Annotated in this window: 17 protein-coding genes; 5 read left to right on the plus strand and 12 right to left on the minus strand. The window is 71.5% G+C overall.

What is annotated here, in order from left to right; all coding sequences use genetic code 11:
• Window positions 1–103 precede the first annotated feature (103 nt).
• Complete coding sequence (pyk, locus tag ACFVU7_RS00640; RefSeq protein ID WP_049651553.1) at window positions 104–1,534, minus strand: pyruvate kinase; 1,431 nt, start codon at window positions 1,532–1,534, stop codon at window positions 104–106.
• Window positions 1,535–1,857: 323 nt separating this feature from the next.
• On the opposite strand from pyk, the gene ACFVU7_RS00645 reads away from it, so the two are divergent.
• The 5 genes from ACFVU7_RS00645 to ACFVU7_RS00665 all read left to right on the plus strand — a co-directional run bounded on the left by ACFVU7_RS00645 (window position 1,858) and on the right by ACFVU7_RS00665 (window position 7,864).
• Complete coding sequence (locus ACFVU7_RS00645; RefSeq protein WP_079271776.1) at window positions 1,858–2,913, plus strand: substrate-binding domain-containing protein; 1,056 nt, start codon at window positions 1,858–1,860, stop codon at window positions 2,911–2,913.
• Window positions 2,910–4,556, plus strand: a complete 1,647-nt coding sequence (locus tag ACFVU7_RS00650) for a substrate-binding domain-containing protein (RefSeq protein WP_074000960.1) — start codon at window positions 2,910–2,912, stop codon at window positions 4,554–4,556. The genes ACFVU7_RS00645 and ACFVU7_RS00650 overlap by 4 nt, the downstream gene beginning before the upstream one ends.
• Window positions 4,543–5,115, plus strand: coding sequence for a hypothetical protein (locus ACFVU7_RS00655; protein WP_388043621.1), 573 nt, complete (start codon window positions 4,543–4,545; stop codon window positions 5,113–5,115). Before ACFVU7_RS00650 ends, ACFVU7_RS00655 begins: the two co-directional genes overlap by 14 nt.
• Window positions 5,116–5,382: 267 nt before the next feature.
• A complete protein-coding gene (locus tag ACFVU7_RS00660) occupies window positions 5,383–7,218 on the plus strand; it encodes a bifunctional metallophosphatase/5'-nucleotidase (RefSeq protein WP_380743651.1) in 1,836 nt (611 codons plus the stop codon).
• Window positions 7,219–7,294: 76 nt separating this feature from the next.
• Window positions 7,295–7,864 (plus strand): Uma2 family endonuclease, encoded by a 570-nt coding sequence (locus ACFVU7_RS00665; RefSeq protein ID WP_074000957.1) that lies wholly within the window; start codon window positions 7,295–7,297, stop codon window positions 7,862–7,864.
• A gap of 55 nt (window positions 7,865–7,919) precedes the next feature.
• Here ACFVU7_RS00665 and ACFVU7_RS00670 read toward each other — a convergent pair whose 3' ends face one another.
• From ACFVU7_RS00670 to trpB, 11 genes are all read right to left on the minus strand, one after another.
• Complete coding sequence (locus ACFVU7_RS00670; protein ID WP_049651207.1) at window positions 7,920–9,377, minus strand: aldehyde dehydrogenase family protein; 1,458 nt, start codon at window positions 9,375–9,377, stop codon at window positions 7,920–7,922.
• Window positions 9,378–9,427: 50 nt separating this feature from the next.
• Window positions 9,428–10,294 (minus strand): helix-turn-helix transcriptional regulator, encoded by an 867-nt coding sequence (locus tag ACFVU7_RS00675; RefSeq protein ID WP_049651208.1) that lies wholly within the window; start codon window positions 10,292–10,294, stop codon window positions 9,428–9,430.
• Window positions 10,295–10,618: 324 nt separating this feature from the next.
• Complete coding sequence (locus ACFVU7_RS00680; protein WP_049651209.1) at window positions 10,619–12,079, minus strand: glutamate synthase subunit beta; 1,461 nt, start codon at window positions 12,077–12,079, stop codon at window positions 10,619–10,621.
• Window positions 12,072–16,673, minus strand: coding sequence for a glutamate synthase large subunit (gene gltB, locus ACFVU7_RS00685; RefSeq protein ID WP_388044159.1), 4,602 nt, complete (start codon window positions 16,671–16,673; stop codon window positions 12,072–12,074). The genes ACFVU7_RS00680 and gltB overlap by 8 nt, the downstream gene beginning before the upstream one ends.
• 416 nt (window positions 16,674–17,089) lie before the next feature.
• A complete protein-coding gene (locus ACFVU7_RS00690; protein WP_107418648.1) occupies window positions 17,090–17,815 on the minus strand; it encodes a VIT1/CCC1 transporter family protein in 726 nt (241 codons plus the stop codon).
• Window positions 17,816–17,974: 159 nt separating this feature from the next.
• Window positions 17,975–19,036 carry a prolipoprotein diacylglyceryl transferase gene (lgt, locus tag ACFVU7_RS00695; RefSeq protein WP_388043623.1) on the minus strand — a complete coding sequence of 354 codons (1,062 nt, stop codon included), beginning with the start codon at window positions 19,034–19,036 and terminating at the stop codon, window positions 17,975–17,977.
• 118 nt (window positions 19,037–19,154) lie between these two features.
• Window positions 19,155–20,018 carry a DsbA family protein gene (locus ACFVU7_RS00700; RefSeq protein ID WP_388043625.1) on the minus strand — a complete coding sequence of 288 codons (864 nt, stop codon included), beginning with the start codon at window positions 20,016–20,018 and terminating at the stop codon, window positions 19,155–19,157.
• A gap of 51 nt (window positions 20,019–20,069) precedes the next feature.
• Window positions 20,070–20,579: a MauE/DoxX family redox-associated membrane protein gene (locus tag ACFVU7_RS00705; RefSeq protein ID WP_380782916.1), complete on the minus strand. Its 510-nt coding sequence runs from the start codon at window positions 20,577–20,579 to the stop codon at window positions 20,070–20,072.
• Window positions 20,580–20,707: 128 nt separating this feature from the next.
• Window positions 20,708–20,911, minus strand: coding sequence for a hypothetical protein (locus ACFVU7_RS00710; RefSeq protein WP_049651214.1), 204 nt, complete (start codon window positions 20,909–20,911; stop codon window positions 20,708–20,710).
• A gap of 260 nt (window positions 20,912–21,171) precedes the next feature.
• Entirely contained in the window at window positions 21,172–21,981 is an 810-nt protein-coding gene (gene trpA, locus ACFVU7_RS00715) for a tryptophan synthase subunit alpha (RefSeq protein WP_049651221.1), read from the minus strand.
• A gap of 2 nt (window positions 21,982–21,983) precedes the next feature.
• Window positions 21,984–23,252, minus strand: a complete 1,269-nt coding sequence (gene trpB, locus ACFVU7_RS00720; RefSeq protein WP_074000949.1) for a tryptophan synthase subunit beta — start codon at window positions 23,250–23,252, stop codon at window positions 21,984–21,986.
• Window positions 23,253–23,301: the final 49 nt, after the last annotated feature.

Here is a 23,301-nt window from a genome sequence, read left to right on the forward strand (position 1 = left end):
GCCTGGTTTTTTTTTTTATACCACCCGGCCCGGCTGGCCCCCCCGCCGGGCCCCACTGTCGGGCGGGGGGCGCGCCCGGGCGGGCCCCCGCCGCCGAGGGGCCTCAGGCGTCCAACGTCCCCACGTGGTGGACGCGGACGAGGTTGGTGGAGCCGGCCAGGCCGGGGGGTGAGCCGGCGGTGATGACGACGATGTCGCCCTTCTGGCAGCGGCCGAGGGAGAGGAGGGCCGCGTCGACCTGTTCGACCATCTGGTCGGTGGTCGGGGCGAACGGCCCGAGGAAGGTCTCCACGCCCCAGGTGAGGGCGAGTTGGCTGCGTACGGCCGGTTCGTAGGTGAAGGCGAGGACGGGGATGGGCGAGCGGTAGCGGGTGAGCCGGCGGGCGGTGTCGCCGGACTGGGTGAAGGCGATCAGGTACTTGGCGTGCAGGAAGTCGCCGATCTCGGCGGCCGCGCGGGCGACGGCGCCGCCCTGGGTGCGCGGCTTGTTGCCGGTGGTGAGCGGCGGGAGGCCGGCGGCCAGGATGTCGTTCTCGGCGGCCTCGACGATCCGGGCCATGGTCTTGACCGTCTCGACGGGGTACTTGCCGACGGAGGTCTCGCCGGAGAGCATCACCGCGTCCGTCCCGTCGAGGACGGCGTTGGCGACGTCGGAGGCCTCGGCGCGGGTCGGCCGGGAGGTGTTGATCATCGAGTCGAGCATCTGGGTCGCGACGATGACCGGCTTGGCGTTGCGGCGGGCGAGCTTGATGGCGCGCTTCTGGACCAGCGGGACCTGTTCGAGGGGCATCTCCACGCCCAGGTCGCCGCGGGCCACCATGATCCCGTCGAAGGCGTCGACGACGGACTCCAGGTTGTCCACCGCCTGCGGCTTCTCGATCTTGGCGATGACCGGGACGTGCCGCCCCTCCTCCGCCATGATCCGGTGGACGTCCTCGATGTCCCGTCCGCTGCGGACGAACGAGAGCGCGATGAGGTCGGCCCCGGTCCGCAGTGCCCACCGCAGGTCGGCGACGTCCTTGTCGCTGAGTGCGGGGACGGAGACGGAGACGCCGGGGAGGTTGAGGCCCTTGTGGTCGGAGACCAGGCCGCCCTCGATGACGAGGCACCGTACGTGCGGCCCGTCGACGGCGACGACCTCCAGGGTGACCCGGCCGTCGTCGACCAGGATGCGCTCCCCGCGGCCGACGTCCCCGGCGAGCCCGGAGTAGGTGGTTCCGCAGCGGTCCTTGTCCCCCACGACGTCCTTGTCGGTGGAGATGGTGAACTCGTCGCCGCGTTCGAGAAGTACCGGCCCGTGGGCGAAGGTGTCGAGCCGGATCTTCGGGCCTTGAAGGTCGACGAGGACGCCGACGCTGCGGCCGGTCTCGTCGGCGGCCTTGCGGACGCGGCGGTAGCGTTCCTCGTGCTCGGCGTGCAGGCCGTGGCTGAGGTTCAGTCGGGCGATGTCCATCCCGGCGTCGACCAGGGATTTGATCTGGTCGTACGAGTCGGTGGCGGGCCCGAGGGTACAGACGATTTTTGCTCGGCGCATAGTGCTGAGACTAGGCATTACCGACGCGTAACCTCGACGCGGGTCCGGACTGCGGGATGACCGTTGCCGTAAGGCGAGTTGAACAATCTGACACATCCTCGGACCGCCGTCCGAACACCCGGCTCGACTCCCGTTCCGCGCGCGTGCCGCACGCCGCGCGCGCCGCCCGTCGATGCGATTCCGTGAAGGGGTGTTCACCCCTGGTTCACCGTTGCTTCCGCCCTCGCTCCCTGCCCGGCGGGACGCTCGTCACCCCCGGGTGAATCCCCGGGAGCCCGGGTGACCACCCGGACGAAGGAGCGGACGAGGGGGAAGCGTTCGGCATGAAACGCGCAGTGAGCGTGGCGGCTGCTCTGGCTCTGCTGGGCGGGGTGGCCTGCGTGCTGGTCCTCGATGACTCGGACAAGGTCGTGACGTTGAAGGGGGAGATCGGATCGGAGAAGGCCGAGTTCTTCAAGGACCCCGAAGTGGTGAAAGCGCTGAAGGATGAGGGGCTGAGGGTGGAGTCGTACCCCATGGGCTCCCTCACGATGATCGGCAAGAACCTGAAGGACGACTACGACTTCGCCTTCCCGGCCAACTACGAGATCGCGAAGAAGATCAGCGACGACGCCCAGATCAGCCAGGCGCTCAACAGTCCGTTCTCCTCGCCGATGGTGGTGCTCGCGCACCGGCCGGCGGCGGAGCTGCTGAAGGCCAACGGCCTGGCGGCACAGGACGCGGCCACCAATGTGTGGAGCCTCAACATGAACTCCTACCTCACGGAGCTGGGCAGGGGCCGCTCCTGGCCGGATCTGGCGGGCTGGAAGGCCGATCAGGGGCTGGGCCGTTCGAACATCATCATCACCACCACCGATCCCCTCTCCTCGTCCTCCGGCTCGACCTACATCGCCCTCCTCTCCTATCTGCTGAACGGGTACAACCCGGTGCACAGCGACGCCGAGGCGACCGCGGTGCTACCGACCCTGCGACTGGCGACGAAACAGCAGGGCGCGCAGAAGGGCACCACGGAGGAACTCCTCAACGACTTCCGGCGCAGCAGCAACAGCCTGGTGTTCACCTACGAGTCGGAGGCCACCGAACTCCAGGACCCCGACACCGTGGTCCTCTACCCCGACACGGCGTACCAGACCGACCACACGATCGTCGCCAAGAACAGCCAAGGCGAGAAGCTGGCCAACCTGTTGAAGGACAACCGGCGACTCCAGGAGTTGGAGACCAAGCACGGCTTCCGCAACAAGAGCACGCCGACGTGGAACGCGGAGCCGACGCGGAAGGGCCCGGTCTTCATGTCGAACCCGACGGCGAACGCCATGAAGTCCCCGCCCGAGTCCCAGTGGCTCAAGGTGCTGTCCACCAAGGCCAAGGAGGACCGGTGAGCAACAGCCCGGCCGGCAAGACCCGTTGGCTGGTGCCGGTCCTCACGGCGCTGCTGGTGGCGACGGCGTGCACATCCTCCGGCAGCTCCCCCAGTCCCACCGACCCTCCGGCCGAGACGGCCCGGCCCGGGGTGCTCCGGGTCCTGGCCGGCAGCGAACTCCAGGACCTGGCACCGATCCTGGAGGACGCCCGGAAGGCGACCGGGGTGACGGTGCAGTTCTCCTGGACGGGCACCCTGGACGGCGCGGACGCGGTGTCCCTCCGTCGGACGGACGGCAAGTACGACGCCATCTGGTTCCCGTCCAACCAGTACCTCCGCCTGGACCCCGCCGCACAGGACAAGCTGGTGTCGGAGGTCCCGGTGATGGCCTCACCGGTGGCGGTCGGGGTGCGCACCTCGATGCTCGACGGGCTCGGCTGGGGCGACGGCTCGAAGGTCACCTGGTCGCAGATCGGGGACGCGGCCTCGGCCGGGAAGCTGTCATACGGGATGGCCGATCCGACCCGGTCGAACTCGGGACTGTCCACGCTGGTCGCGGTCGCCTCGGCCTTCTCGAACGCGAGCGCGGCACTGACCCAGGAGGACGTGCAGAAGGAGACCCCGGCCCTGAAGCGGTTCTTCACCGGCCAGCGGCTGACCTCCGGTTCCTCGGGCTGGCTGGCGCAGTCGTACACCCGGGCCGAGACGGGCACGGTGGACGCACTGATCAACTACGAGTCGGTGCTCCTGTCGATGAACCGGACGCTGCCGCCGGCCAAGCAGTTCACGGTGGTGCGCCCGGTGGACGGCCAGGTGTCGGCGACCTATCCACTGACCCTGCTGTCGAGCACCGCGCCGAGCGAGCGCGAGTCCTTCCTGCGGCTGACGTCGTACCTCCTGAAGAAGGACGTGCAGCGGCGCATCTCCGACGTGACACTGCGCCGCCCGGTGGCCCCGGACGCCACGGCGGCACCGGGGCTGCCCTCGGACCTCCGCCCGGAGCTGCCGTTCCCGGGCTCCCGAGCGGTCGCGGACGGCCTGCTGGCCGCCTACCAGAACGAGCTGCGCCGCCCGTCCCGGACGGTGTACGTGCTGGACACCTCGGGCTCGATGGAGGGCTCACGGATCGCCGCGCTGAAGAACGCACTGGCCAGACTGACCGGGACGGACGACAGCCGGGGGGTGCGCCGCTTCCGGAACCGCGAGGAGATCACGCTGCTCTCCTTCGCCTCCGCGGTGAAGTGGACCAGGACCCACCTGGTGCCGCCGACCGGCGGCAGTCCGGGCCCGGAAGCGGAGCTGGCCTCGATCAACGCGGACGTGCAGTCGCTGACCGCCTCGGGCGGGACGGCGGTGTACTCCTCACTGGAGGAGGCGTACCGGGTGATCGAGCGCCAACAGGCCGCGGCCGGCGACGACCGGTTCACCTCGATCGTGCTGATGACCGACGGGGAGAGCAACGCCGGTGCGACGGACGGCGACTTCAAACGCTTCCACGACGCGCTGCCGGCCGGGGAGAAGGCCATCCCGGTGTTCCCGATCAGGTTCGGGGAGGCGGCGGTGAACCAGCTCCAGGGGATCGCGGACCTGAGCGGCGGCAAGCTGTTCGACGGGACGGGCTCGCTGGACGGGGTGTTCGAGGAGATCCGTGGCTACCAGTGACGGGGTCGGTTCCCGGCTGCTGCGCTACCTGGAGTCGCCGAAGAACCTGGTCGGCTGCGCCGGTGGCGCGGCCGGGCTGGTGCTGCACCTCACCGACGTGACCAAGGGCTGGTGGCTGGTCGTGGTGGCCGGGCTGTACGGGGCGGGCGCGCTGCTGGCGCCCGGCCCGAAGCCCCCGCCGCCGCTTCCGCCGGGGCCGCCCGGGGTCTCCGCGCCTCCGGTGGCGGAGCCCCTGGGGGTCGCCCCTCCGGCCCCCAAGCCGGAGCCGGTCCCCGCACCGGAGCCCGCCCCCGCGCCCGACCCGGAGCTGGTGGCGCTGGCCGCCTACCTGGACACCGTGCCGCTGCCGCCCTCCGCCGGGGTGGACGGCCTGCTGGCGGCGCTGCGCGCGGCCGGCCCGGGCCCGGTGGCGGAGCGGATCGTCCGGGACCGGCTGCCGGTCGCGGTGGCCGGCTACCTGCGGGCGCGGACCTGGCAGCCCTGGGCGGGGCCGGACGATCCGGACCCGGCGGTCCAGCTGGGCCGCGAGGTCGACCGGTTGGCGGGCGAGCTGGCCTGACCGGGCGTCGGCCGGCCCGCGCCGGCCACCCCGCACCTCCGTACCACTCCGCACCTCCGTACCACCCCACGTCTCCCCCACGCCCGTCACGAACGAGTCGCCAAGATCTCACCTCCTGGACAGGTCGGGGGGCTATTCAGCACCCCGGCTCGCACGGCACACTTCTACGCGCGTCCCTCTACGCGCGTCGACGCGTGCACGCACACTTTTGTTCACGAACACCAGTTGACGGTCCATCCGCCGTCGTCCCACTCGGGAGAGTCGTCCATGACCCTGAACCGCCGTGACTTCGTCACCCGGTCCGCCGCCACCGCCGCCGGCGCAGCCCTGGCCGGCGGTGCCGCCCTGGCCGCCGCCCCCTCCGCCGCGGCCGCCCAGCCGGACGCGGCGGCCGCCAAGGGCCAGCAGCGCAAGCCGCGCACGCAGGCCTTCACCGTCATGGGCACCACCGACCTGCACGGCCGGGTGCTCAACTGGGACTACTTCACCGACGCCGAGTACACCGACAAGGCCCACAACGCGGTCGGCCTCGCCAAGATCTCCACGCTGGCCAACCAGGTGCGCGAGGAGAAGGGCTGGGACCGCTGCCTGCTCATCGACTCCGGCGACACCATCCAGGGCACCCAGCTGTCCTACTACTACGCCCGGATCGAGTCGATCGACACCGAGGCCAACACCGTGCCGGACCACCCGATGGCCGTCGCCATGAACCTCATGGAGTACGACGCCGCCGCGCTCGGCAACCACGAGTTCAACTACGGCATCCCGCTCCTGAAGGCCTACGAGGAGCAGCTGGAGTTCCCGCTGCTGGGCGCCAACGCGCTGAACGCGAAGAACGAGAAGCCGGCCTTCAAGCCGTACGTGATCAAGGAGCTGCGCCTGGGCGGCGGCCGTCCGGTGCGGGTCGGCATCCTCGGCCTGACCAACCCGGGCATCGCGATCTGGGACAAGGCCAACGTCAGCGGCAAGATGGTCTTCCCGGGCATCGTGGAGACCGCCGCCACCTGGGTGCCGAAGATGAAGGCCGCGGGCGCGGACGTCATCGTGGTCTCGGCGCACTCCGGCTGCGACGAGGCGACCACCTGGGGCGACCAGCTGCCGTGGGCCGAGAACGTCTCGGTCGCGCTGGCGGAGACCGTCCCGGACATCGACGCGGTGCTGGTGGGCCACGCCCACAAGGAGGTCCCGCAGCGCCTGGTCGTCAACAAGAAGACCGGCCGCACGGTCGTCCTCTCCGAGCCGCTCTGCTACGGCCAGCGGCTGACCTGCTTCGACTTCGAGGTCGAGTTCACCGGCGGCGCCTGGAAGGTCGCCTCGGTCTCCTCCCGGCTGCTGAACTCCAACACCGTGCCGGAGAACCCGGAGATCACCGACGCGATCGCCGGGCAGCACAAGAAGGTCGTCGCGTACGTCAACCAGAACATCGGCACCAGCAAGATCGCGCTGTCGATCGCCGACGCCCCCTTCAAGGCCACCCCGATCATCGACCTGATCGGCCGGGTCCAGGCCGACGCCGTCAAGGCCGCGCTGGCGGGCGGGCAGTACGCCAACCTCCCGGTGCTGGCCCAGGCCGCCCCGTTCAACCGCACCGCCCTGATCCCGTCCGGCCAGGTGAAGCTGCGCGACGCCGCGGGCCTCTACATCTACGAGAACACCCTGGAGGCCCGCATCCTGACGGGCGCCCAGCTCAAGGACTACCTGGAGTACTCGGTCAAGTACTACAACCAGCTCGCCCCGGGCGCCCCGGTCGACAAGGACAAGCTGACCGGCGCCGAGGCCACCCCGGACTACAACTACGACTCGCTCTACGGCCTGAGCTACGACATCGACATCGCCCAGCCGAAGGGCTCGCGGATCGTCAACCTGTCCTTCCAGGGCAAGCCGATCGACCCGGCCGCGGAGTTCGTCCTGGCCGTCAACAACTACCGTGCCAACGGCGGCGGCAACTTCCCGCACGTCGCCAAGGCCAAGATGGTCTGGTCGAACTCCGACGAGATCCGCAACACCATGATCGCCTGGGTGAAGGCCAAGGGCGTCATCGACCCCGCCGAGTTCTTCACCGACTCCTGGCGCCTGGTCCGCGCCGGCCAGCCGGTCTTCTGATCCGCACTCCCCGAGCGAAAGGCCGTCGCCCCGTCCGGCGACGGCCTTTCGGCCTGTCCGGTGGAAGAATGGCGCCATGAGCGAGTTCCAGATCCCCGAGCGCCACGCGAGGCTGCTGGCCTACGCGGAGAGCCTGACGCCTCCGGCCGGGTGGAAGATCGAGATCTCCGGCGACGAGATCATCATGATGGCCGGCCCCTCGGTGATCCACCAGCGCAACCTGCTGCTCGTCCGCGAGCAGTTCGACGCCCACCGCCCCGCCGGAACGATGCCGAGCGAGAACACCGACCTCGCCTCCCCGAACGTCGGCAAGCTCCGCAACCCCGACCTGACCTACATCCCCCTCTCGGCGCTGGAGGAGGGCGGGAACCAGGTCCCCGCCGAGCAGGCGGCCATCGCGGTGGAGATCGTCTCCCCGTCGAACCCGGAGAACGACCTGGTCGGCAAGGTCCGCGACTACCCGCTCATGGCCATCCCGCTGTACCTGCTGATCGACCCGCGCGAGGGCGACCTGACGCTCTACGCCGAGCCGTCCGACAGCGGCTACCGCTGGCGCTGGAACGGCAAGTTCGGCGACCCGGTCCCGCTCCCGGCCCCCTTCGGCTTCGAGCTCGCCACCGACGCCCTGCTCCGCTACCCCGCCTGACGCCACGGGCCTCCCGGCGGCAGCCGCCGGGAGGCCCTCGCGTCCGAACCGCGGGTCAGAAGGGGAAGACCGCGCGCTCGTGCTGGACGGATATCCACTTCAGGGTGGTGAAGGCGTCCACCGTGGACTCGCCGTTGAGGCGGCCGACGCCGGAGTTCTTCTCGCCGCCGAAGGGCACGCCCGGCTCGTCGGCGATGGTGCCGCCGTTGACGTGGATCATGCCGGTCTCGATCCGCTGGGCGAGCTTCACGCCGCGCTCGGTGTTCCCGGTGTGCACCGCACCGCTGAGTCCGAAGGGCGTGGCGTTGGCGAGCCGGACGGCCTCGTCCTCGCCGTCGAAGGGCACCAGCAGGACGACCGGGCCGAAGAGTTCGGTCCGCAGGATCGGCGCGTCCTCGGCGAGGCCGGTGAGGACCACCGGCTCCATCAGGCTGCCGACCGTGTCGCCGCGCAGCAGCGCGGTGGCGCCGGCCGCGACGGCCTGGTCGACCTGGGCGCGCAGGCCGTCGGCCTGGACGGGGTTGATCAGCGGGCCGATGTGGGTGGCCGGGTCCCGCGGGTCGCCGACGGTGAGCGAGGCGACCTTGGCGACGAACTTCTCGGTGAACTCGGCCTCGACGGACCGGTCCACCAGCACCCGGTTGGCGGCCATGCAGACCTGCCCCTGGTGGACGAAGCGGCTGAACACCGCGGCGTCCACGGCGTGGTCCACGTCGGCGTCGTCCAGCACGATCAGCGCGCTGTTGCCGCCGAGTTCCAGGACGGTGCGCTTGAAGTGCCCGGCGGCGACGGTGGCGACGTGCCGGCCGACCTTGTCGGAGCCGGTGAAGGAGATCACCTTGGGCACCGGGTGCTCCAGGAAGCTGTCGCCGATCTCGGCGATGTCGGTGATCACCACGTTCAGCAGGCCGGGCGGGAGCCCCGCGTCCTCGAAGAGCTTGGCGATCAGCCCGCCGCCGACCACCGGGGTCTCCTGGTGCGGCTTGAGGACGACGCCGTTGCCGAGCGCGAGCGCCGGGGCGACGGCCTTGAGCGCCAGGAACAGCGGGAAGTTGAACGGGCTGATCACGCCGACCACGCCGACCGGCAGCCGGTAGAGGCGGTTCTCCCGGCCCTGGGCGGGCGAGGTCAGCAGCCGGCCCTCGGGGGCCACCGACAGGTGCAGGCACTCCCGCAGCACGTCCTTGACCAGCGACAGTTCGAAGCCCGCCTTCAGCGCGGTGCCGCCGAGTTCCGCCATGACCGCCTGGACGATCTCCGGCTCGCGCTCCTCCAGCAGCCGCAGCGCGCGCTCGAAGACCAGCCGCCGCTGGTAGGGGTTGGTGGCGGCCCACTGCTTCTGGGCGCGCTCGGCGGCGCGGTAGGCCAGGTCGACCTCGGCGACGGTGGCGACGGTGATGGTGGCGAGCTTGTCACCGGTGTAGGGGTCGACGTCGACGATGTCCCAGGAGCCGCTGCCGCTGCGCCATTCGCCATCGATGTACTGCAGGGCCAACTCGGAGAAGTACGACATCTGATCCCTCTCATGCACCCGACCTGATGGGGGATCATCGTACTGACGTATTACAGTTCCTGGCGCACGGAATGCAGCAGGTCGCGGGTCAGTGCCGGGCTCAGGCTGTCGGCGACCAGGTCGTCCATCGCGTGCCGGTACTCGGCCACCTCGGCGGGCTTGTCCAGGTAGAGCGCGGTAGTGAACTGCTCCAGGTACACCACGTCCGACAGTTCGGCCTCGGCGAAGCCCAGGACGGTGAACGCGCCGCTCTCGGCGCTCAGCCCGGCGTTGCCCAGCGGCAGCACCTGGAGCCGGACGTTGGGCAGTTCGCTCAGCTCCAGCAGCCGGTCCAGCTGGCCGCGCATCAGCTCCGCGCCGCCCCAGGGCCGGCGCAGCGCGGCCTCGTCCAGTACCGCGACCAGCCGCGGCGCCCGCTCGCCGGTCAGCACGGCCTGCCGCTTGAGCCGTACGTCGACCCGGCGCTCGATCTCCTCCGGCCCGGTGGCGTGGCAGCCGGCGGTGACCACGGCCCGGGCGTAGTCGGCGGTCTGGAGCAGCCCGTGGACGAACTGGACCTCGTAGCTGCGGATCTCGGCCGCGGCCTCCTCCAGTCCCAGGTAGTTCTGGAACCAGCCGGGCAGGACGTCCCCGTACTCGTGCCACCAGGAGCTGGCGTTGGCGTCGCGCAGGAGTCCGAGGACGGTGGCCCGCTCCTGTTCGACCTCGACCCCGTACAGGGTGAGCAGGTCGGCGACGTCGCGCTCCTTGAAGCCGACCCGGCCGAGCTCCATGCGGCTGATCTTGGACTCGGAGGCCCGGATCGAGTACCCGGCCTCCTCCCGGCTGACGCCTCTGGCCTCGCGGAGCTTGCGCAGCTGGGTACCGAGCAGCAGGCGCCGTACCGTGGCGCCCCCGCCTGCCTGAGTCGTGCCCATCGACGTCATCCTCCGCGCTCGCCCAGCCCCCCGGCCGTCGGCCGCAGTCTGCCACCTGGCACCGACGAACAACAGCCCACTGTCCCGGAACCCGCCGGGCGCCGAACAACTCCGGCCGTTTGTCCGAGAGTTGCCGCGGCCCGGGGAGGGCTCAGGGGCCGCCGCGGGGGTACGCGACGGCGCCCGCCCTCCAACTGGTCGGGGAAGAGGGCAGGCGCCAGGAGACCGCGTTGGCCCGGCGACTCTGACGGGGGCAGCGGGTTGAGCTCCCGGCGATGCGGCGCCGGGGGTTCGGGGTGGGCCGGTCGGAGCGTCCGGGGCCCGTCAGACCACCAGGGGGCGGTCGGTGGGCCGGATCGGCGCGGGAAGCGGGGTCTTGCCGCCGAGGTACTTGTCCACCGCCGCGGCGGCCGAGCGGCCTTCCGCGATGGCCCAGACGATCAGCGACTGGCCACGGCCGGCGTCTCCGCAGACGTACACGCCATCGACATTGGTGGCGAACCGGCCATCGCGGGCAATGTTACCGCGCGCGTCGAGGTCCGCTCCCAGCTGCTCGACCAGCCCGTTGCGCACGTCCGTCCCGGTGAAGCCCATGGCCAGGGTGACCAGCTGGGCCGGGATGGCCCGCTCGGTGCCGGGGACCTGCTCGAAGCGGCCGTCCCTGAACTCGACCTCGACGAGGTGCAGCTCCTGGACGTTGCCGTCCTCGTCGCCACTGAAGTGGGTGGTGCTGACCGAGTAGATCCGCTCGCCGCCCTCCTCGTGCGCGGAGGTGACCTTGTACGTCATCGGCATGGTCGGCCACGGCTGGTGCCCGGGCCGGTCCTCGCCGGGCCGCGGCATGATCTCCAGCTGGGTGACGGAGGCCGCCCCCTGCCGGTGGGCGGTGCCGACGCAGTCCGCGCCGGTGTCGCCGCCGCCGATCACGACCACGTGCTTGCCCTTGGCGCTGATCGGCGACTCCACGAAGTCGCCCTCCTGCACCTTGTTGGCCAGCGGCAGGTACTCCATGGCCTGGTGGACGCCCTTGAGCTCGCGCCCGGGCACCGGCAGGTCGCGGGCGGTGGTGGCGCCGGCCGCGACGACCACGGCGTCGAAGCGCTCGCGCAGCTGCTGCCCGGTGATGTCCTCGCCGACGTGCACGCCGGTGCGGAACCGGGTGCCCTCCGCCCGCATCTGCTCGATGCGGCGGTTGATGTGGCGCTTCTCCATCTTGAACTCGGGGATGCCGTAGCGCAGCAGTCCGCCGATCCGGTCGGCCCGCTCGTACACGACGACGGTGTGCCCGGCGCGGGTGAGCTGCTGGGCGGCGGCGAGGCCGGCCGGGCCGGAGCCGACGACGGCGACGGTCTTGCCGGAGAGCCGCTCCGGGACCTGCGGGGTGACCCCGCCGCGGTCCCAGGCCTTGTCGATGATGGTGACCTCGACGTTCTTGATGGTCACCGCGTCCTGGTTGATGCCGAGGACGCACGCGGACTCGCACGGGGCCGGGCACAGGCGGCCGGTGAACTCCGGGAAGTTGTTGGTGGCGTGCAGCCGCTCGATCGCGCCGACGAAGTCGTCCCGGTAGGCCAGGTCGTTCCACTCGGGGATGAGGTTCCCGAGCGGGCAGCCGTTGTGGCAGAACGGGATGCCGCAGTCCATGCAGCGGCCGGCCTGCTTGGTGATGATCGGCAGGAGGCTGCGCTCGACGTAGACCTCGTTCCAGTCCCGCAGACGGACGTCCACGGGGCGGCGCTCGGCCAGCTGCTTGGGCGTGGTCAGGAAGCCCTTGGGGTCAGCCATTAGCCGCCTCCATCATCTTGCGAGTGGTCTCGGCCTCGGAGAGGCCATCGCGCTCAGCGGCGTCCTTGGCGGCGAGCACTGCCTTGTAGTCGGTCGGCATGATCTTGGAGAAGCGGGAGACCCCGCTGCCCCAGTCCGCCAGGAGTTCGGCGGCGACGGTGGAGCCGGTCTCCTCGTAGTGCTGCTGCACGGTCTCGCGCAGCCAGTCGCGGTCGGCGGCGGTGGGGGCCTCGATGCCCACCATGCCGTCGTTGACGTTCGCGGGGCGCAGGTCCAGGACGTACGCGATGCCGCCGGACATGCCCGCCGCGAGGTTGCGCCCGGTCTCGCCGAGGACGACCACCCGGCCGCCGGTCATGTACTCCAGGCCGTGGTCGCCGACGCCCTCGACCACCAGGGTGGCCCCGGAGTTGCGGACGGCGAAGCGCTCGCCGGCCTTGCCGCGCAGGTGGACGCGGCCCGCGGTGGCGCCGTAGCCGATGGTGTTGCCGGCGATGACGTGGTTCTGCGCGTCGTTGCCGATGGCGGCCGCCTCGCGGGCCGGGCGGACGATCACCACGCCGCCGGAGAGGCCCTTGCCGACGTAGTCGTTGGCGTCGCCCTCCAGCCGCAGGGTCACGCCGCGCGGCAGGAACGCGCCGAAGGACTGCCCGGCGGAGCCGGTGAAGGTGACGTCGATGGTCCCCTCCGGCAGGCCCTCGCCCCGGTACCGCTTGGTCACCTCGTGGCCGAGCATGGTGCCGACGGTGCGGTTGACGTTGCGGATCGGCAGCTGGATCCGGACGGTCTCGCCGCGCTCCAGCGCGTCCTCGGCCAGGGCGATCAGCTGGTTGTCCAGGGCCTTGTCCAGCGCGTGGTCCTGGGTGGTGGTGCGGTGGCGGGCGGCCCCCTCGGGCAGCGCCGGCACGTGGAACAGCGGGGCGAGGTCCAGCCCGGCGGCCTTCCAGTGGTCGATCGCGGCCCGGGCGTCGATGTGCTCGGCGCGGCCGACGGCCTCCTCGATCGAGCGGAAGCCCAGCGAGGCCAGGATCTCCCGGACCTCCTCGGCGATGAACTCGAAGAAGTTGACCACGAACTCGGGCTTGCCGGAGAACCGCTCGCGCAGCACCGGGTTCTGGGTGGCGACGCCGACCGGGCAGGTGTCCAGGTGGCAGACCCGCATCATGATGCAGCCGGAGACCACCAGCGGGGCGGTCGCGAAGCCGAACTCCTCGGCGCCGAGCAGCGCGGCGATGACCACGTCGCGGCCGGTCTTCAGCTGGCCGTCGGTCTGGACGACGATGCGGTCGCGCAGCCCGTTGAGCAGCAGGGTCTGCTGGGTCTCGGCGAGGCCGAGCTCCCAGGGGCCGCCCGCGTGCTTCAGCGAGGTGAGCGGCGAGGCGCCCGTCCCGCCGTCGTGCCCGGAGACCAGGACGACGTCGGCGTGCGCCTTGGACACGCCGGCCGCGACCGTGCCGACGCCGACCTCGGAGACCAGCTTCACGTGGATGCGGGCCGCCGGGTTGGCGTTCTTGAGGTCGTGGATCAGCTGCGCCAGGTCCTCGATCGAGTAGATGTCGTGGTGCGGCGGCGGCGAGATCAGGCCGACGCCCGGGGTGGAGTGCCGGGTCCTGGCGACCCACGGGTAGACCTTGTGGCCGGGCAGCTGGCCGCCCTCGCCGGGCTTGGCGCCCTGGGCCATCTTGATCTGGATGTCGTCGGCGTTGACGAGGTACTCGGAGGTGACGCCGAACCGGCCGGAGGCGACCTGCTTGATCGCCGAGCGGCGCTCCGGGTCGTACAGGCGGTCCGGATCCTCGCCGCCCTCGCCGGTGTTGGACTTGCCGCCGAGGCGGTTCATCGCGATGGCCAGGGTCTCGTGCGCCTCGCGGGAGATCGAGCCGTACGACATGGCGCCGGTGGAGAAGCGCCGGACGATCGCGGAGACCGGCTCGACCTCCTCGACCGGGATCGGCTCCCGCTCCAGGCCGTTCAGCCGGAACAGGCCGCGCAGCGTCATCAGCCGCTCGGACTGCTCGTTCACCCGGTCCGTGTACTGCTTGAAGATGTCGTACCGGCGGTTGCGGGTGGCGTGCTGGAGGCGGAAGACGGTGTCCGGGTCGAACAGGTGCGGCTCGCCCTCGCGGCGCCACTGGTACTCGCCGCCGATCTCCAGCGCGCGGTGCGCGGCCGGGATGCCGGAGGCCGGGTACGCCTTGGCGTGCCGGGCGGCGGTCTCGCGGGCGATCTCCTCCAGGCCGATGCCGCCGAGCTTGGTGGTGGTGCCGGAGAAGTAGCCGTCGACGAGGCCCTGGGAGAGGCCGATGGCCTCGAAGACCTGGGCGCCGCGGTAGGAGGCGACGGTCGAGATGCCCATCTTGGACATGACCTTGAGCACGCCCTTGCCGAGCGCCTTGATCAGGTTGCGGATCGCCTTCTCGGGCTCGACGCCCTCGATGAACACACCCTGGGCGACCAGGTCCTCGACGGACTCCATCGCCAGGTACGGGTTGACCGCCCCGGCGCCGTAGCCGATCAGCAGCGCGACGTGGTGCACCTCGCGGACGTCGCCCGCCTCGACCAGCAGCGACACCCGGGTGCGCTGCTTGGTGCGGATCAGGTGGTGGTGCACGGCCGAGGTGAGCAGCAGCGAGGGGATCGGCGCGTGCTCGGCGTCGGAGTGCCGGTCGGAGAGCACGACGATCCGGGCGCCGTCGGCGATCGCCGCGTCGGCCTCGGCGGCGATCTCGGCGAGCCGGGAGGCCAGGCCCTCGCCGCCGGAGGCGACCTTGTAGAGGCCGGAGAGCGTGACGGCCTTCAGGCCGGGCTGGTCGCCGTCGGCGTTGATGTGGACGAGCTTGGCGAGCTCGTCGTTGTCGATCACGGGGAAGGTGATCCCGACCGAGCGGCAGGACGCGGCCTCGGCGGCCAGCAGGTTGCCCTCCGGGCCGAGGTTGGACAGCAGCGAGGTGACGAGCTCCTCGCGGATGGCGTCCAGCGGCGGGTTGGTGACCTGCGCGAAGAGCTGCACGAAGTAGTCGAACAGCAGGCGCGGCTTCTCGCTCAGCGCGGCGATCGGCGAGTCGGTGCCCATCGAGCCGAGCGCCTCGGCGCCGGTGCGCGCCATCGGCGCGAGGATGACCCGCAGCTCCTCCTCGGTGTAGCCGAAGGTCTGCTGGCGGCGGGTGACGGAGGCGTGGGTGTGGAAGATGTGCTCGCGCTCGGGCAGCTTGGCGAGCTGGATCTGCCCGCCGTCGACCCACTCCTGGTAAGGGTGCTCGGCGGCGAGGGCGGACTTGACCTCCTCGTCCGGGACGATCCGGCCCTCGGCGGTGTCCACCAGGAACATCCGGCCGGGCTGGAGGCGGCCCTTCCGGACGACCTTCTCCTGCTCGATGTCGAGGACGCCGACCTCGGAGGAGAGGACGACCAGGCCGTCCTCGGTGATCCAGTACCGGGCCGGGCGCAGGCCGTTGCGGTCGAGTACGGCGCCGATCTGGTTGCCGTCGGTGAAGGTGACGCAGGCCGGGCCGTCCCAGGGCTCCATCAGGTTGGAGTGGTACTGGTAGAAGGCGCGGCGGTCCGGGCTCATGGTGGCGTGGTTCTCCCACGCCTCCGGGATCATCATCAGCACCGAGTGCGGCAGCGAGCGGCCGCCGAGGTGGAGCAGCTCCAGGACCTCGTCGAAGGAGGCGGAGTCGGAGTGCTCCGGCGTGCAGATCGGGAAGATCCGCTCCAGGCCCTGGCCCTTGCCGTTGGCGGGGATGAGGTCGGTCGCGAGCTGCGACTCCCGGGCGTGCATCCAGTTGCGGTTGCCCTTGACCGTGTTGATCTCGCCGTTGTGCGCGACGAAGCGGTACGGGTGGGCGAGCGGCCAGCTCGGGAAGGTGTTGGTGGAGAACCGCGAGTGCACCAGGCCGATCGCGGACGCGTAGCCGCGGTCCGACAGGTCGGGGAAGAAGGGCTCCAGCTGGCCGGTGGTCAGCATGCCCTTGTAGACGATGGTGCGCGCGGACAGCGACGGGAAGTACACCCCGGCCTCGCGCTCGGCCCGCTTGCGGACCACGAAGGCGGTCCGGTCGAGCTCGATGCCGGCCGTGCCGTCCTTCGCCAGGAAGAGCTGCCGGAACCGCGGCATCACGCTGCGCGCGGTGGCGCCGAGCAGGTCCGGGGTGACGGGGACGTCGCGCCAGCCGAGGACGGTCGTGCCCTCCTCGGCGGCGATGGCCTCGATCCGCGCGACGGCGGCGGCGTCCTTGTCGTCGTCCTCGGGGAGGAAGGCGATGCCGACGGCGTAGGAGCCGGCCGCCGGGAGCTCGAAGGGGACCTTCCCGCGCAGGAAGGCGTCCGGGACCTGGGTCAGGATGCCGGCGCCGTCGCCGGAGTCCGGCTCGGCGCCGGTGGCGCCGCGGTGCTCCAGGTTGCGCAGGACGTTCAGCGCCTGCTCGACGATGGTGTGGTCGGCGATGCCCGTCAGCGTGGCGACGAAACCGACGCCACAGGCGTCGTGCTCGTTCCGCGGGTCGTACAGGCCCTGGGCAGCAGGTCGCGCATCCGGCACGAGCGCGTACGGCTGGCGGGCGGCGCCGGCCTGGGGCTCGTTGGCGGAGTGCATGGATGCAGACAGCATCGGCTCTCCCGTCGTCGTCTTTCGGCAAGGTGGTGCAAGGAGGGACGACGTTGGCCCTGATGCGATGGTGCGGTGTCGTGCGAGTTACATGATGCCCACGATCCCGAGAAGCGGAATATCCCGTCCACATGGCGGGACGGCGCGCAGGTCGGGGGGCGTGTGAGAGGACGTGCCACAGTGCACGTCCCGACGATTGTGCCCAACCGTCCACCGCCTGAAACAGGGGCGAAACCGGGCCGCCACAGAAGCCGATCATGGACGCCTGGGAATCCATCCCGGGAGCCCGTCCGCGGATGCGAATCCGCGGCTCGGAGGCCCGGATGCTGAGACACTGCCAGGCGCCGTCCGAGGCCCATGTGTGAAATGTCACCCACTCACCAGCATAACCATGCACTCCATGGTCACCCCAGATGGCCGCCGATCAGCCACCCGAGCAGGTAGGTCACCCCGGCCGCCGCGCCGCCCAGCACCAGCTGCCGCAGCCCGCTGAACCACCAACTGCGCGCCGTCACCCGGGCCACCACCGCGCCGCACAGGAACAGCCCGGCCCCCGCCAGCAGCATCGCCGGCAGCAGCGCGGTCGCCCCCAGCAGGTACGGCAGCAGCGGCAGCAGCGCACCGAGCGCGAAGCACAGGAACGACGAGCCGGCCGCCACCAGCGGCGAGGGCAGGTCGGTCGGGTCGACGCCCAGCTCCTCCCGGGCGTGCACCTCCAGGGCCAGCTCCGGGTCCGCGGACAGCTGCCGGGCCACCTCGTGGGCCAGCTCCGGGTCCACCCCGCGCGAGACGTACAGCTGGGCCAGCTCGGCCAGCTCCCCGTGCGGGTTGCGGCTCAGCTCCAGCCGCTCGGCCTCGATCTCGGCCTGCACCAGCTCCCGCTGCGAGGCCACCGAGGTGTACTCCCCCGCCGCCATCGAGCAGGCACCGGCCGCCAGGCCCGCCAGCCCGGTCAGGATCACCGTCCCGTTGGACGCCGCCCCGCCGACCACGCCGGTCATCAGCGCGAAGTTGGACACCAGCCCGTCCACCGCGCCGAACACGGCCGGCCGCAGCCAGCCGCCGTTGACGTCCCGGTGGTGGTCCGCCGCGGGTATCCGGGGCTGGTGCCCGGCGTCGGCCTCCATCATGGTCGCACTCATCGTCGTTCCCCTCCGTCGTCGTTCGTCAGCCCTGAACGTAGCCCGTCTGACCTGGGCATTTCCAGCAAAGTAAGGCTGTCCGAACACCACTGAGGCCACCCTTCGCGAGCCTCGCGAAGGGTGGCCTCAGCCGGGGGAACTCCCAGGTCAGATCGGGTTCTTGACGTCCTCGCCGACCGTCTCGGCGGCCGGCTTCCCGTCCACGGGCCCGGCCGGCTTCCGCAGAACCGGCTTGCCGTCGGCCTTCTCCTCGGCCTTGCCGTCGGCCTTTTCCTCGGCCTTCCCGGCCTTCTTGCCGCCCTTGCCCTCGCCCCGGGCGGCCTCCGTCACGGCACCGCCCGTCGCGGCGGCCTCCGCCGCGGCGTCCCGCTCCTCCTGCGCGGCCGGATCGATGCTCGCCGGGTCCTCCCGCCCGGGCCGCTTCCTGCCCACGATCACGAAGTACGCCACCGCGCCCACGAACACCGCGATGGACACCCAGTCGTTCAGCCGCAGGCCGAAGTAGACGTGCGCGTCGTCGATCCGCAGCCACTCGATCCAGAACCGGCCCACCGTGTACGCGGCCACGTACAGCGCGAACGCCCGGCCGTGGCCCAGCGTGAAGCGGCGGTCCGCCCAGATCACCAGCAGCGCGACACCGACGCACCACAGCGACTCGTACAGGAAGGTCGGCTGGTAGACGCCCTTCACGACCTCGCCGTTGGGCAGCGTCTTGTCGATCTCCAGGCCCCACGGCAGGGTGGTCGACCGGCCGTACAGCTCCTGGTTGAAGTAGTTGCCCCAGCGGCCCAGCGCCTGCGCGAGGGCGATGCCCGGCGCGATGGCGTCGGCGTACGCGGGCAGCGGCACGCCCCGGCGGCGGGCGCCGATCCAGGCGCCGACCGCGCCCAGCGCGACCGCGCCCCAGATGCCGAGGCCGCCCTCCCAGATCTTGAGGGCGTCCCAGGGGTTCTTCCCCTCGGCGAAGTACAGGCGGCCGCCGTCGGTGATCACGTGGTAGAGGCGGCCGCCGACCAGGCCGAACGGCACGGCCCACACGGCGATGTCGCCGACGGTGTGCTTGGCACCGCCCCGGGCGACCCAGCGCTTGCTGCCGAGCCAGACGGCCACGACGACACCGAGGATGATGCAGAAGGCGTAGGCGCGCAGCGGGATCGGTCCGAGGTACAGGACGCCCCGCGACGGGCTGGGAATGTAGGCGATATCCATGGCAGTTCCGACGCTACAGGGTCCGAAGGCCCGCTCGGACACCCTTGGGGTCACAGAAACCGAACAACGGGCCGCGCCGCCGCCTCCGGACGGGGCGGGGCGGCGCGGCCCGGCGGGCTCAGCCGGCCGTCGGCGACGGGTTGTTGGCCTCCGAGGCGGTGCCGGTCGGCGCCGGGGTCTGCCCGTGCGAACCCGCCGTGCCCAGCTGCTTGCCCTGGTTCGCGGCGTCCACCCACTTCGCCAGGTTCGCCGGGGTGATCTCCTCGCTGCCGTTCTTCGGGTAGACCGGCTGGCCGTTGAGCAGCACCGTCGGCGTGGACTTGAAGCTGGACTTGTCGAAGTCCTGCTGCACCGCGGACACCCAGCCGCCGAACCGGCTGTCCTTGACGCAGGACTGGAACGCGGGCGTGTCCAGGCCGTTGACCTGCTTGGCCAGGCCGAGCAGCACGGCCTTGTCACCGAAGGCGTCGTTGGTCTCGTCCGGCTGGTTGCGGTACAGCACGTCGTGGAAGTCCCGGAAGTGCCCGGCGTCCTGGGCGCAGCCCAGCGCGTTGGCGCCGTTCCGGGAGCCCTTGCCCGCCACGGCCCGGTCGATGAACGACACGATGTGGTAGTTCGTGTAGATCTTCCCGGCGTCCTCCAGCTGGTCGATGGTCGACGAGAACTCGCGCTCGAAGGTGCCGCAGGCGGGGCAGCGCGGGTCCTCGTAGACGGTGAGGACGGAGGGCGCGTTGTCGGCGCCGACCGGGATGACCAGGTTCTTGTCGCCGATCGTCCCGGCCGGGGCGGCGACCGGCGTCTCCGGCTTGGAGCGCTGGTTCTGCACCACGACGCCGACGATCACCGCGGCGGCGATCACCGCGAGCACGGAGCCGCCCACGATCAGCTTCTTCTTGCGCCGGGAGGAGGCCTCGTCGGCCGCCCGCTGCTCCTGCATCCGCTCACGGGCGGTGCGCTTGCCTTCTCGGTTCTTCTCGCTCATTGCGTTGACATCCACGGTCGGGGCCTTCGTCGGGGTGCAGGGATGTGGGGGTCAGCTCGCCAGCCGGCCGTCCGCCGACAGGCGGGTGCGGGGCCGCCACAGCAGCCACCCGGCCAGCAGCAGGAACCCGGTGTCGCGCAGGATCTCCTGGAGGTACTCCGTCTGGGACGCGTCGACGTGCCCGCCGCCGCCGAAGCAGCCGCAGTCGATCGAGATGCCGCGCGCCCAGGCGGAGGCGATCCCGGCGATGAAGGCCAGCAGCAGGAGCGCGGAGACCCCGGCCACCAGCCGGACGCCGAGGCCCACCACCAGCAGCAGGGCCAGCGCCAGCTCCAGGAACGGCAGGCCGTAGCCGATCGGCTTGACCAGGCCCTCGGGGAGGATCTCGTAGGCCCGGACGGCCTGCGCGGCCTCCGCCGGGTCGGAGATCTTCGCCAGCCCGGCCCACCCCCAGACCACCGCGAGGCCGAGCCGGACGGCCGTGCCGAGCCACTCGCTCCAGGCCGGCACCGGCCGCCCCGCCGTCGGCGTGGGCGCGGAGCCACCGGGCTGCGCGGTCATCAGGGAACCCCCCTCGGGAAACTCGTTCACTCCCTGAGGAACCGTCGGGGGCGGAGGGGGGTTTCTCCGCGGTCGGGAATGACGCCGGATGAGTGACGTTCCGTCCGAACAGTCCGAACACCCGTGCGTCAGCGGCACCCCGCCAACCACCCCGCCTCGAACAGGTCGGGGTGCCGGGCCGCCTCCGCGCACGCCACCGCCTCCCGCTCCGCCCGCTCGGCGCCCCGCTTCGCCAACGCGTGGCCCACCTCCACGTGCACCCCGACCGCGCCGACGAGCACCACCACGGCCGCCGCCGCCCGCAGCAGGACGGCCCGCTGGACACTCCGCACCGGCTCACCCCTTCCCGCTCGCCCCGGCAACCGTTCGTGCACTCCTCCCTCCACTCAACGTCCGCCAACCCCGCCTGATGCGTGTCCCCACCCCTTGTTCACCCGTTCGGGTCCGCACTCCGGTCGGCGCGCACGGCAAATGCCGCGCGCCCGGGGCCGCGCCCCTCAGGAGCGCGGCCCCGGAAACACACCCACGAAAGGCCGGCGGCCCCCCACTCCTCGGGAGTGGGGGGCCGCCGGCCTGATGGTCCTACCGCGCGTCAGCTCCGCCGCACGCCCGAGGCCAGCTCCCCGGCCAGGGCCCGCACCGCGTCCAGCGCCGCTTCCTCGTCCTCGCCCGCGGCCAGGATCCGCTTCACGAACGCCGACCCCACGATGACCCCGTCCGCGAACCGGGCGACCTCCGCCGCCTGCACCGCGTCCGAGACCCCGAGCCCGACGCAGACGGGCAGGTCGGTGGTGGCCCGGGTCCGGGCGACCAGGTCCTCGGCCATCGAGCCGACGGCCGACCGCGTCCCGGTCACGCCCATCACCGCGGCCGCGTACACGAACCCGCTGCCCGCCGCCGTGACCTCCGCCAGCCGCGCGTCCTTGCTGCTGGGGGCGACCACGAACACGGTGTCCAGACCGTGCTCGTCCGCCGCCTTGCGCCACTCCTCGGACTCCTCCACCGGCAGGTCCGGCAGGATGCAGCCGGCCCCGCCCGCGGCCGCCAGGTCGGCGGCGAACCGTGCCACCCCGTAGCGGTCGACCGGGTTCCAGTACGTCATCACCAGCACCGCCGCCGCGGGGTGCGCGGAGGCGGCCTCCTGGACGGTGCGCAGCACGTCCTTGATCCGCACGCCGCCCCGCAGCGCGATGTCGTCGGCGGTCTGGATGACGGCGCCGTCCAGCACCGGGTCGGAGTGCGGCAGTCCGACCTCGACCACGTCGCAGCCGCCCTCGATCAGGGCGTTGACCGCCCGGATGCCGCCGTCCACGGTCGGGAACCCGGCCGGCAGGTAGCCGATCAGCGCGGCCCGGTCCTCGGCCTTGGCCGCGGCCAGGATGTCGCTCAGCTTGGAAGCCATGATCACTTACCCCCCTCGGCGGAGTCGGCCGGCCCGGCGGACCCGGCCCCCGGCTCGTCGTACAGCCCGAAGTACTCGGCTGCGGTGTGCATGTCCTTGTCCCCGCGTCCCGACAGCGAGACCAGGATGGTCGCCTCCGGCCCGAGCTCGCGCCCCAGCTCCAGCGCCCCGGCGAGCGCGTGGGCGCTCTCGATGGCCGGGATGATCCCCTCGGTGCGGGACAGCAGCCGCAGCGCCTGCATCGCGGCGTCGTCGGTGACCGGACGGTACTCGGCCCGCCCGGTGTCCTTCAGCCAGGCGTGCTCCGGCCCGACGCCCGGGTAGTCCAGCCCGGCCGAGATCGAGTGCGACTCGATGGTCTGCCCGTCCTCGTCCTGGAGGACGTACGTCCGGGAGCCGTGCAGCACGCCCGGGTCCCCCTTGGTGAGGGTGGCCGCGTGCCGGGGCGTCTCGGCGCCCTCGCCGGCCGCCTCGCAGCCGATCAGCCGCACCCCGGCGTCCGGGATGAACTCGTGGAAGATCCCCATCGCGTTGGAGCCGCCGCCGACGCAGGCCACGACCGCGTCGGGCAGCCGGCCGGTCCGGTCGAGCACCTGCTGCCGCGCCTCGACGCCGATGACCCGGTGGAAGTCCCGGACCATCATCGGGAAGGGGTGCGGCCCGGCGACGGTGCCGAACAGGTAGTGGGTGGAGTCGACGTTGGCGACCCAGTCCCGGAACGCCTCGTTGATGGCGTCCTTGAGCGTCCGGCTGCCGGACTTGACGGCCACCACCTCGGCGCCGAGCATCCGCATCCGGGCGACGTTGAGCGCCTGGCGCTGGGTGTCGACCTCGCCCATGTAGATGGTGCAGTCGAAGCCGAACAGGGCGCAGGCGGTCGCGGTGGCCACGCCGTGCTGGCCGGCGCCGGTCTCGGCGATGATCCGGGTCTTGCCCATCCGCTTGGTGAGCAGCGCCTGGCCCAGCACGTTGTTGATCTTGTGCGAGCCGGTGTGGTTGAGGTCCTCGCGCTTGAGCAGGATGCGCGCGCCGCCCGCCTCGGCGGAGAAGCGGTGCACGTCGGTCAGCGGGCTCGGGCGCCCGGTGTAGTCCTTGAGCAGCGCGTCGAGCTCGGCGGTGAAGGCCGGGTCGGTCTTGGCCTTCTCGTACTCCTCGGCGACCTGCTCGACCGCGGCGACCAGCGCCTCGGGGATGAAGCGGCCGCCGTACGCGCCGAAGTAGCCGCGCGCGTCCGGCACCTGGGCGCCGGGCAGGTAGTCCTTTTCGGACATGGTGGTTTCCCTTGAACGGAGATGGACGACAACGACGTCTTCCCGGCTG

The sequence above is a fragment of the Kitasatospora sp. NPDC058046 genome, assembly GCF_042885595.1.
In the GTDB taxonomy this organism is placed as follows: domain Bacteria; phylum Actinomycetota; class Actinomycetes; order Streptomycetales; family Streptomycetaceae; genus Kitasatospora.

Bases quoted from the DNA above. Each gene is read 5' to 3' on its own strand.
- ACFVU7_RS00675 (WP_049651208.1), bottom strand. From the start codon at position 10,294: ATGGGCACGACTCAGGCAGGCGGGGGCGCCACGGTACGGCGCCTGCTG.
- lgt (WP_388043623.1), bottom strand. From the start codon at position 19,036: ATGGATATCGCCTACATTCCCAGCCCGTCGCGGGGCGTCCTGTACCTC.
- ACFVU7_RS00645 (WP_079271776.1), top strand. From the start codon at position 1,858: ATGAAACGCGCAGTGAGCGTGGCGGCTGCTCTGGCTCTGCTGGGCGGG.
- trpA (WP_049651221.1), bottom strand. From the start codon at position 21,981: ATGGCTTCCAAGCTGAGCGACATCCTGGCCGCGGCCAAGGCCGAGGAC.
- ACFVU7_RS00670 (WP_049651207.1), bottom strand. From the start codon at position 9,377: ATGTCGTACTTCTCCGAGTTGGCCCTGCAGTACATCGATGGCGAATGG.
- ACFVU7_RS00680 (WP_049651209.1), bottom strand. From the start codon at position 12,079: ATGGCTGACCCCAAGGGCTTCCTGACCACGCCCAAGCAGCTGGCCGAG.
- ACFVU7_RS00690 (WP_107418648.1), bottom strand. From the start codon at position 17,815: ATGATGGAGGCCGACGCCGGGCACCAGCCCCGGATACCCGCGGCGGAC.
- gltB (WP_388044159.1), bottom strand. From the start codon at position 16,673: ATGCACTCCGCCAACGAGCCCCAGGCCGGCGCCGCCCGCCAGCCGTAC.
- ACFVU7_RS00665 (WP_074000957.1), top strand. From the start codon at position 7,295: ATGAGCGAGTTCCAGATCCCCGAGCGCCACGCGAGGCTGCTGGCCTAC.
- ACFVU7_RS00660 (WP_380743651.1), top strand. From the start codon at position 5,383: ATGACCCTGAACCGCCGTGACTTCGTCACCCGGTCCGCCGCCACCGCC.
- trpB (WP_074000949.1), bottom strand. From the start codon at position 23,252: ATGTCCGAAAAGGACTACCTGCCCGGCGCCCAGGTGCCGGACGCGCGC.
- pyk (WP_049651553.1), bottom strand. From the start codon at position 1,534: ATGCGCCGAGCAAAAATCGTCTGTACCCTCGGGCCCGCCACCGACTCG.
- ACFVU7_RS00700 (WP_388043625.1), bottom strand. From the start codon at position 20,018: ATGAGCGAGAAGAACCGAGAAGGCAAGCGCACCGCCCGTGAGCGGATG.
- ACFVU7_RS00705 (WP_380782916.1), bottom strand. From the start codon at position 20,579: ATGACCGCGCAGCCCGGTGGCTCCGCGCCCACGCCGACGGCGGGGCGG.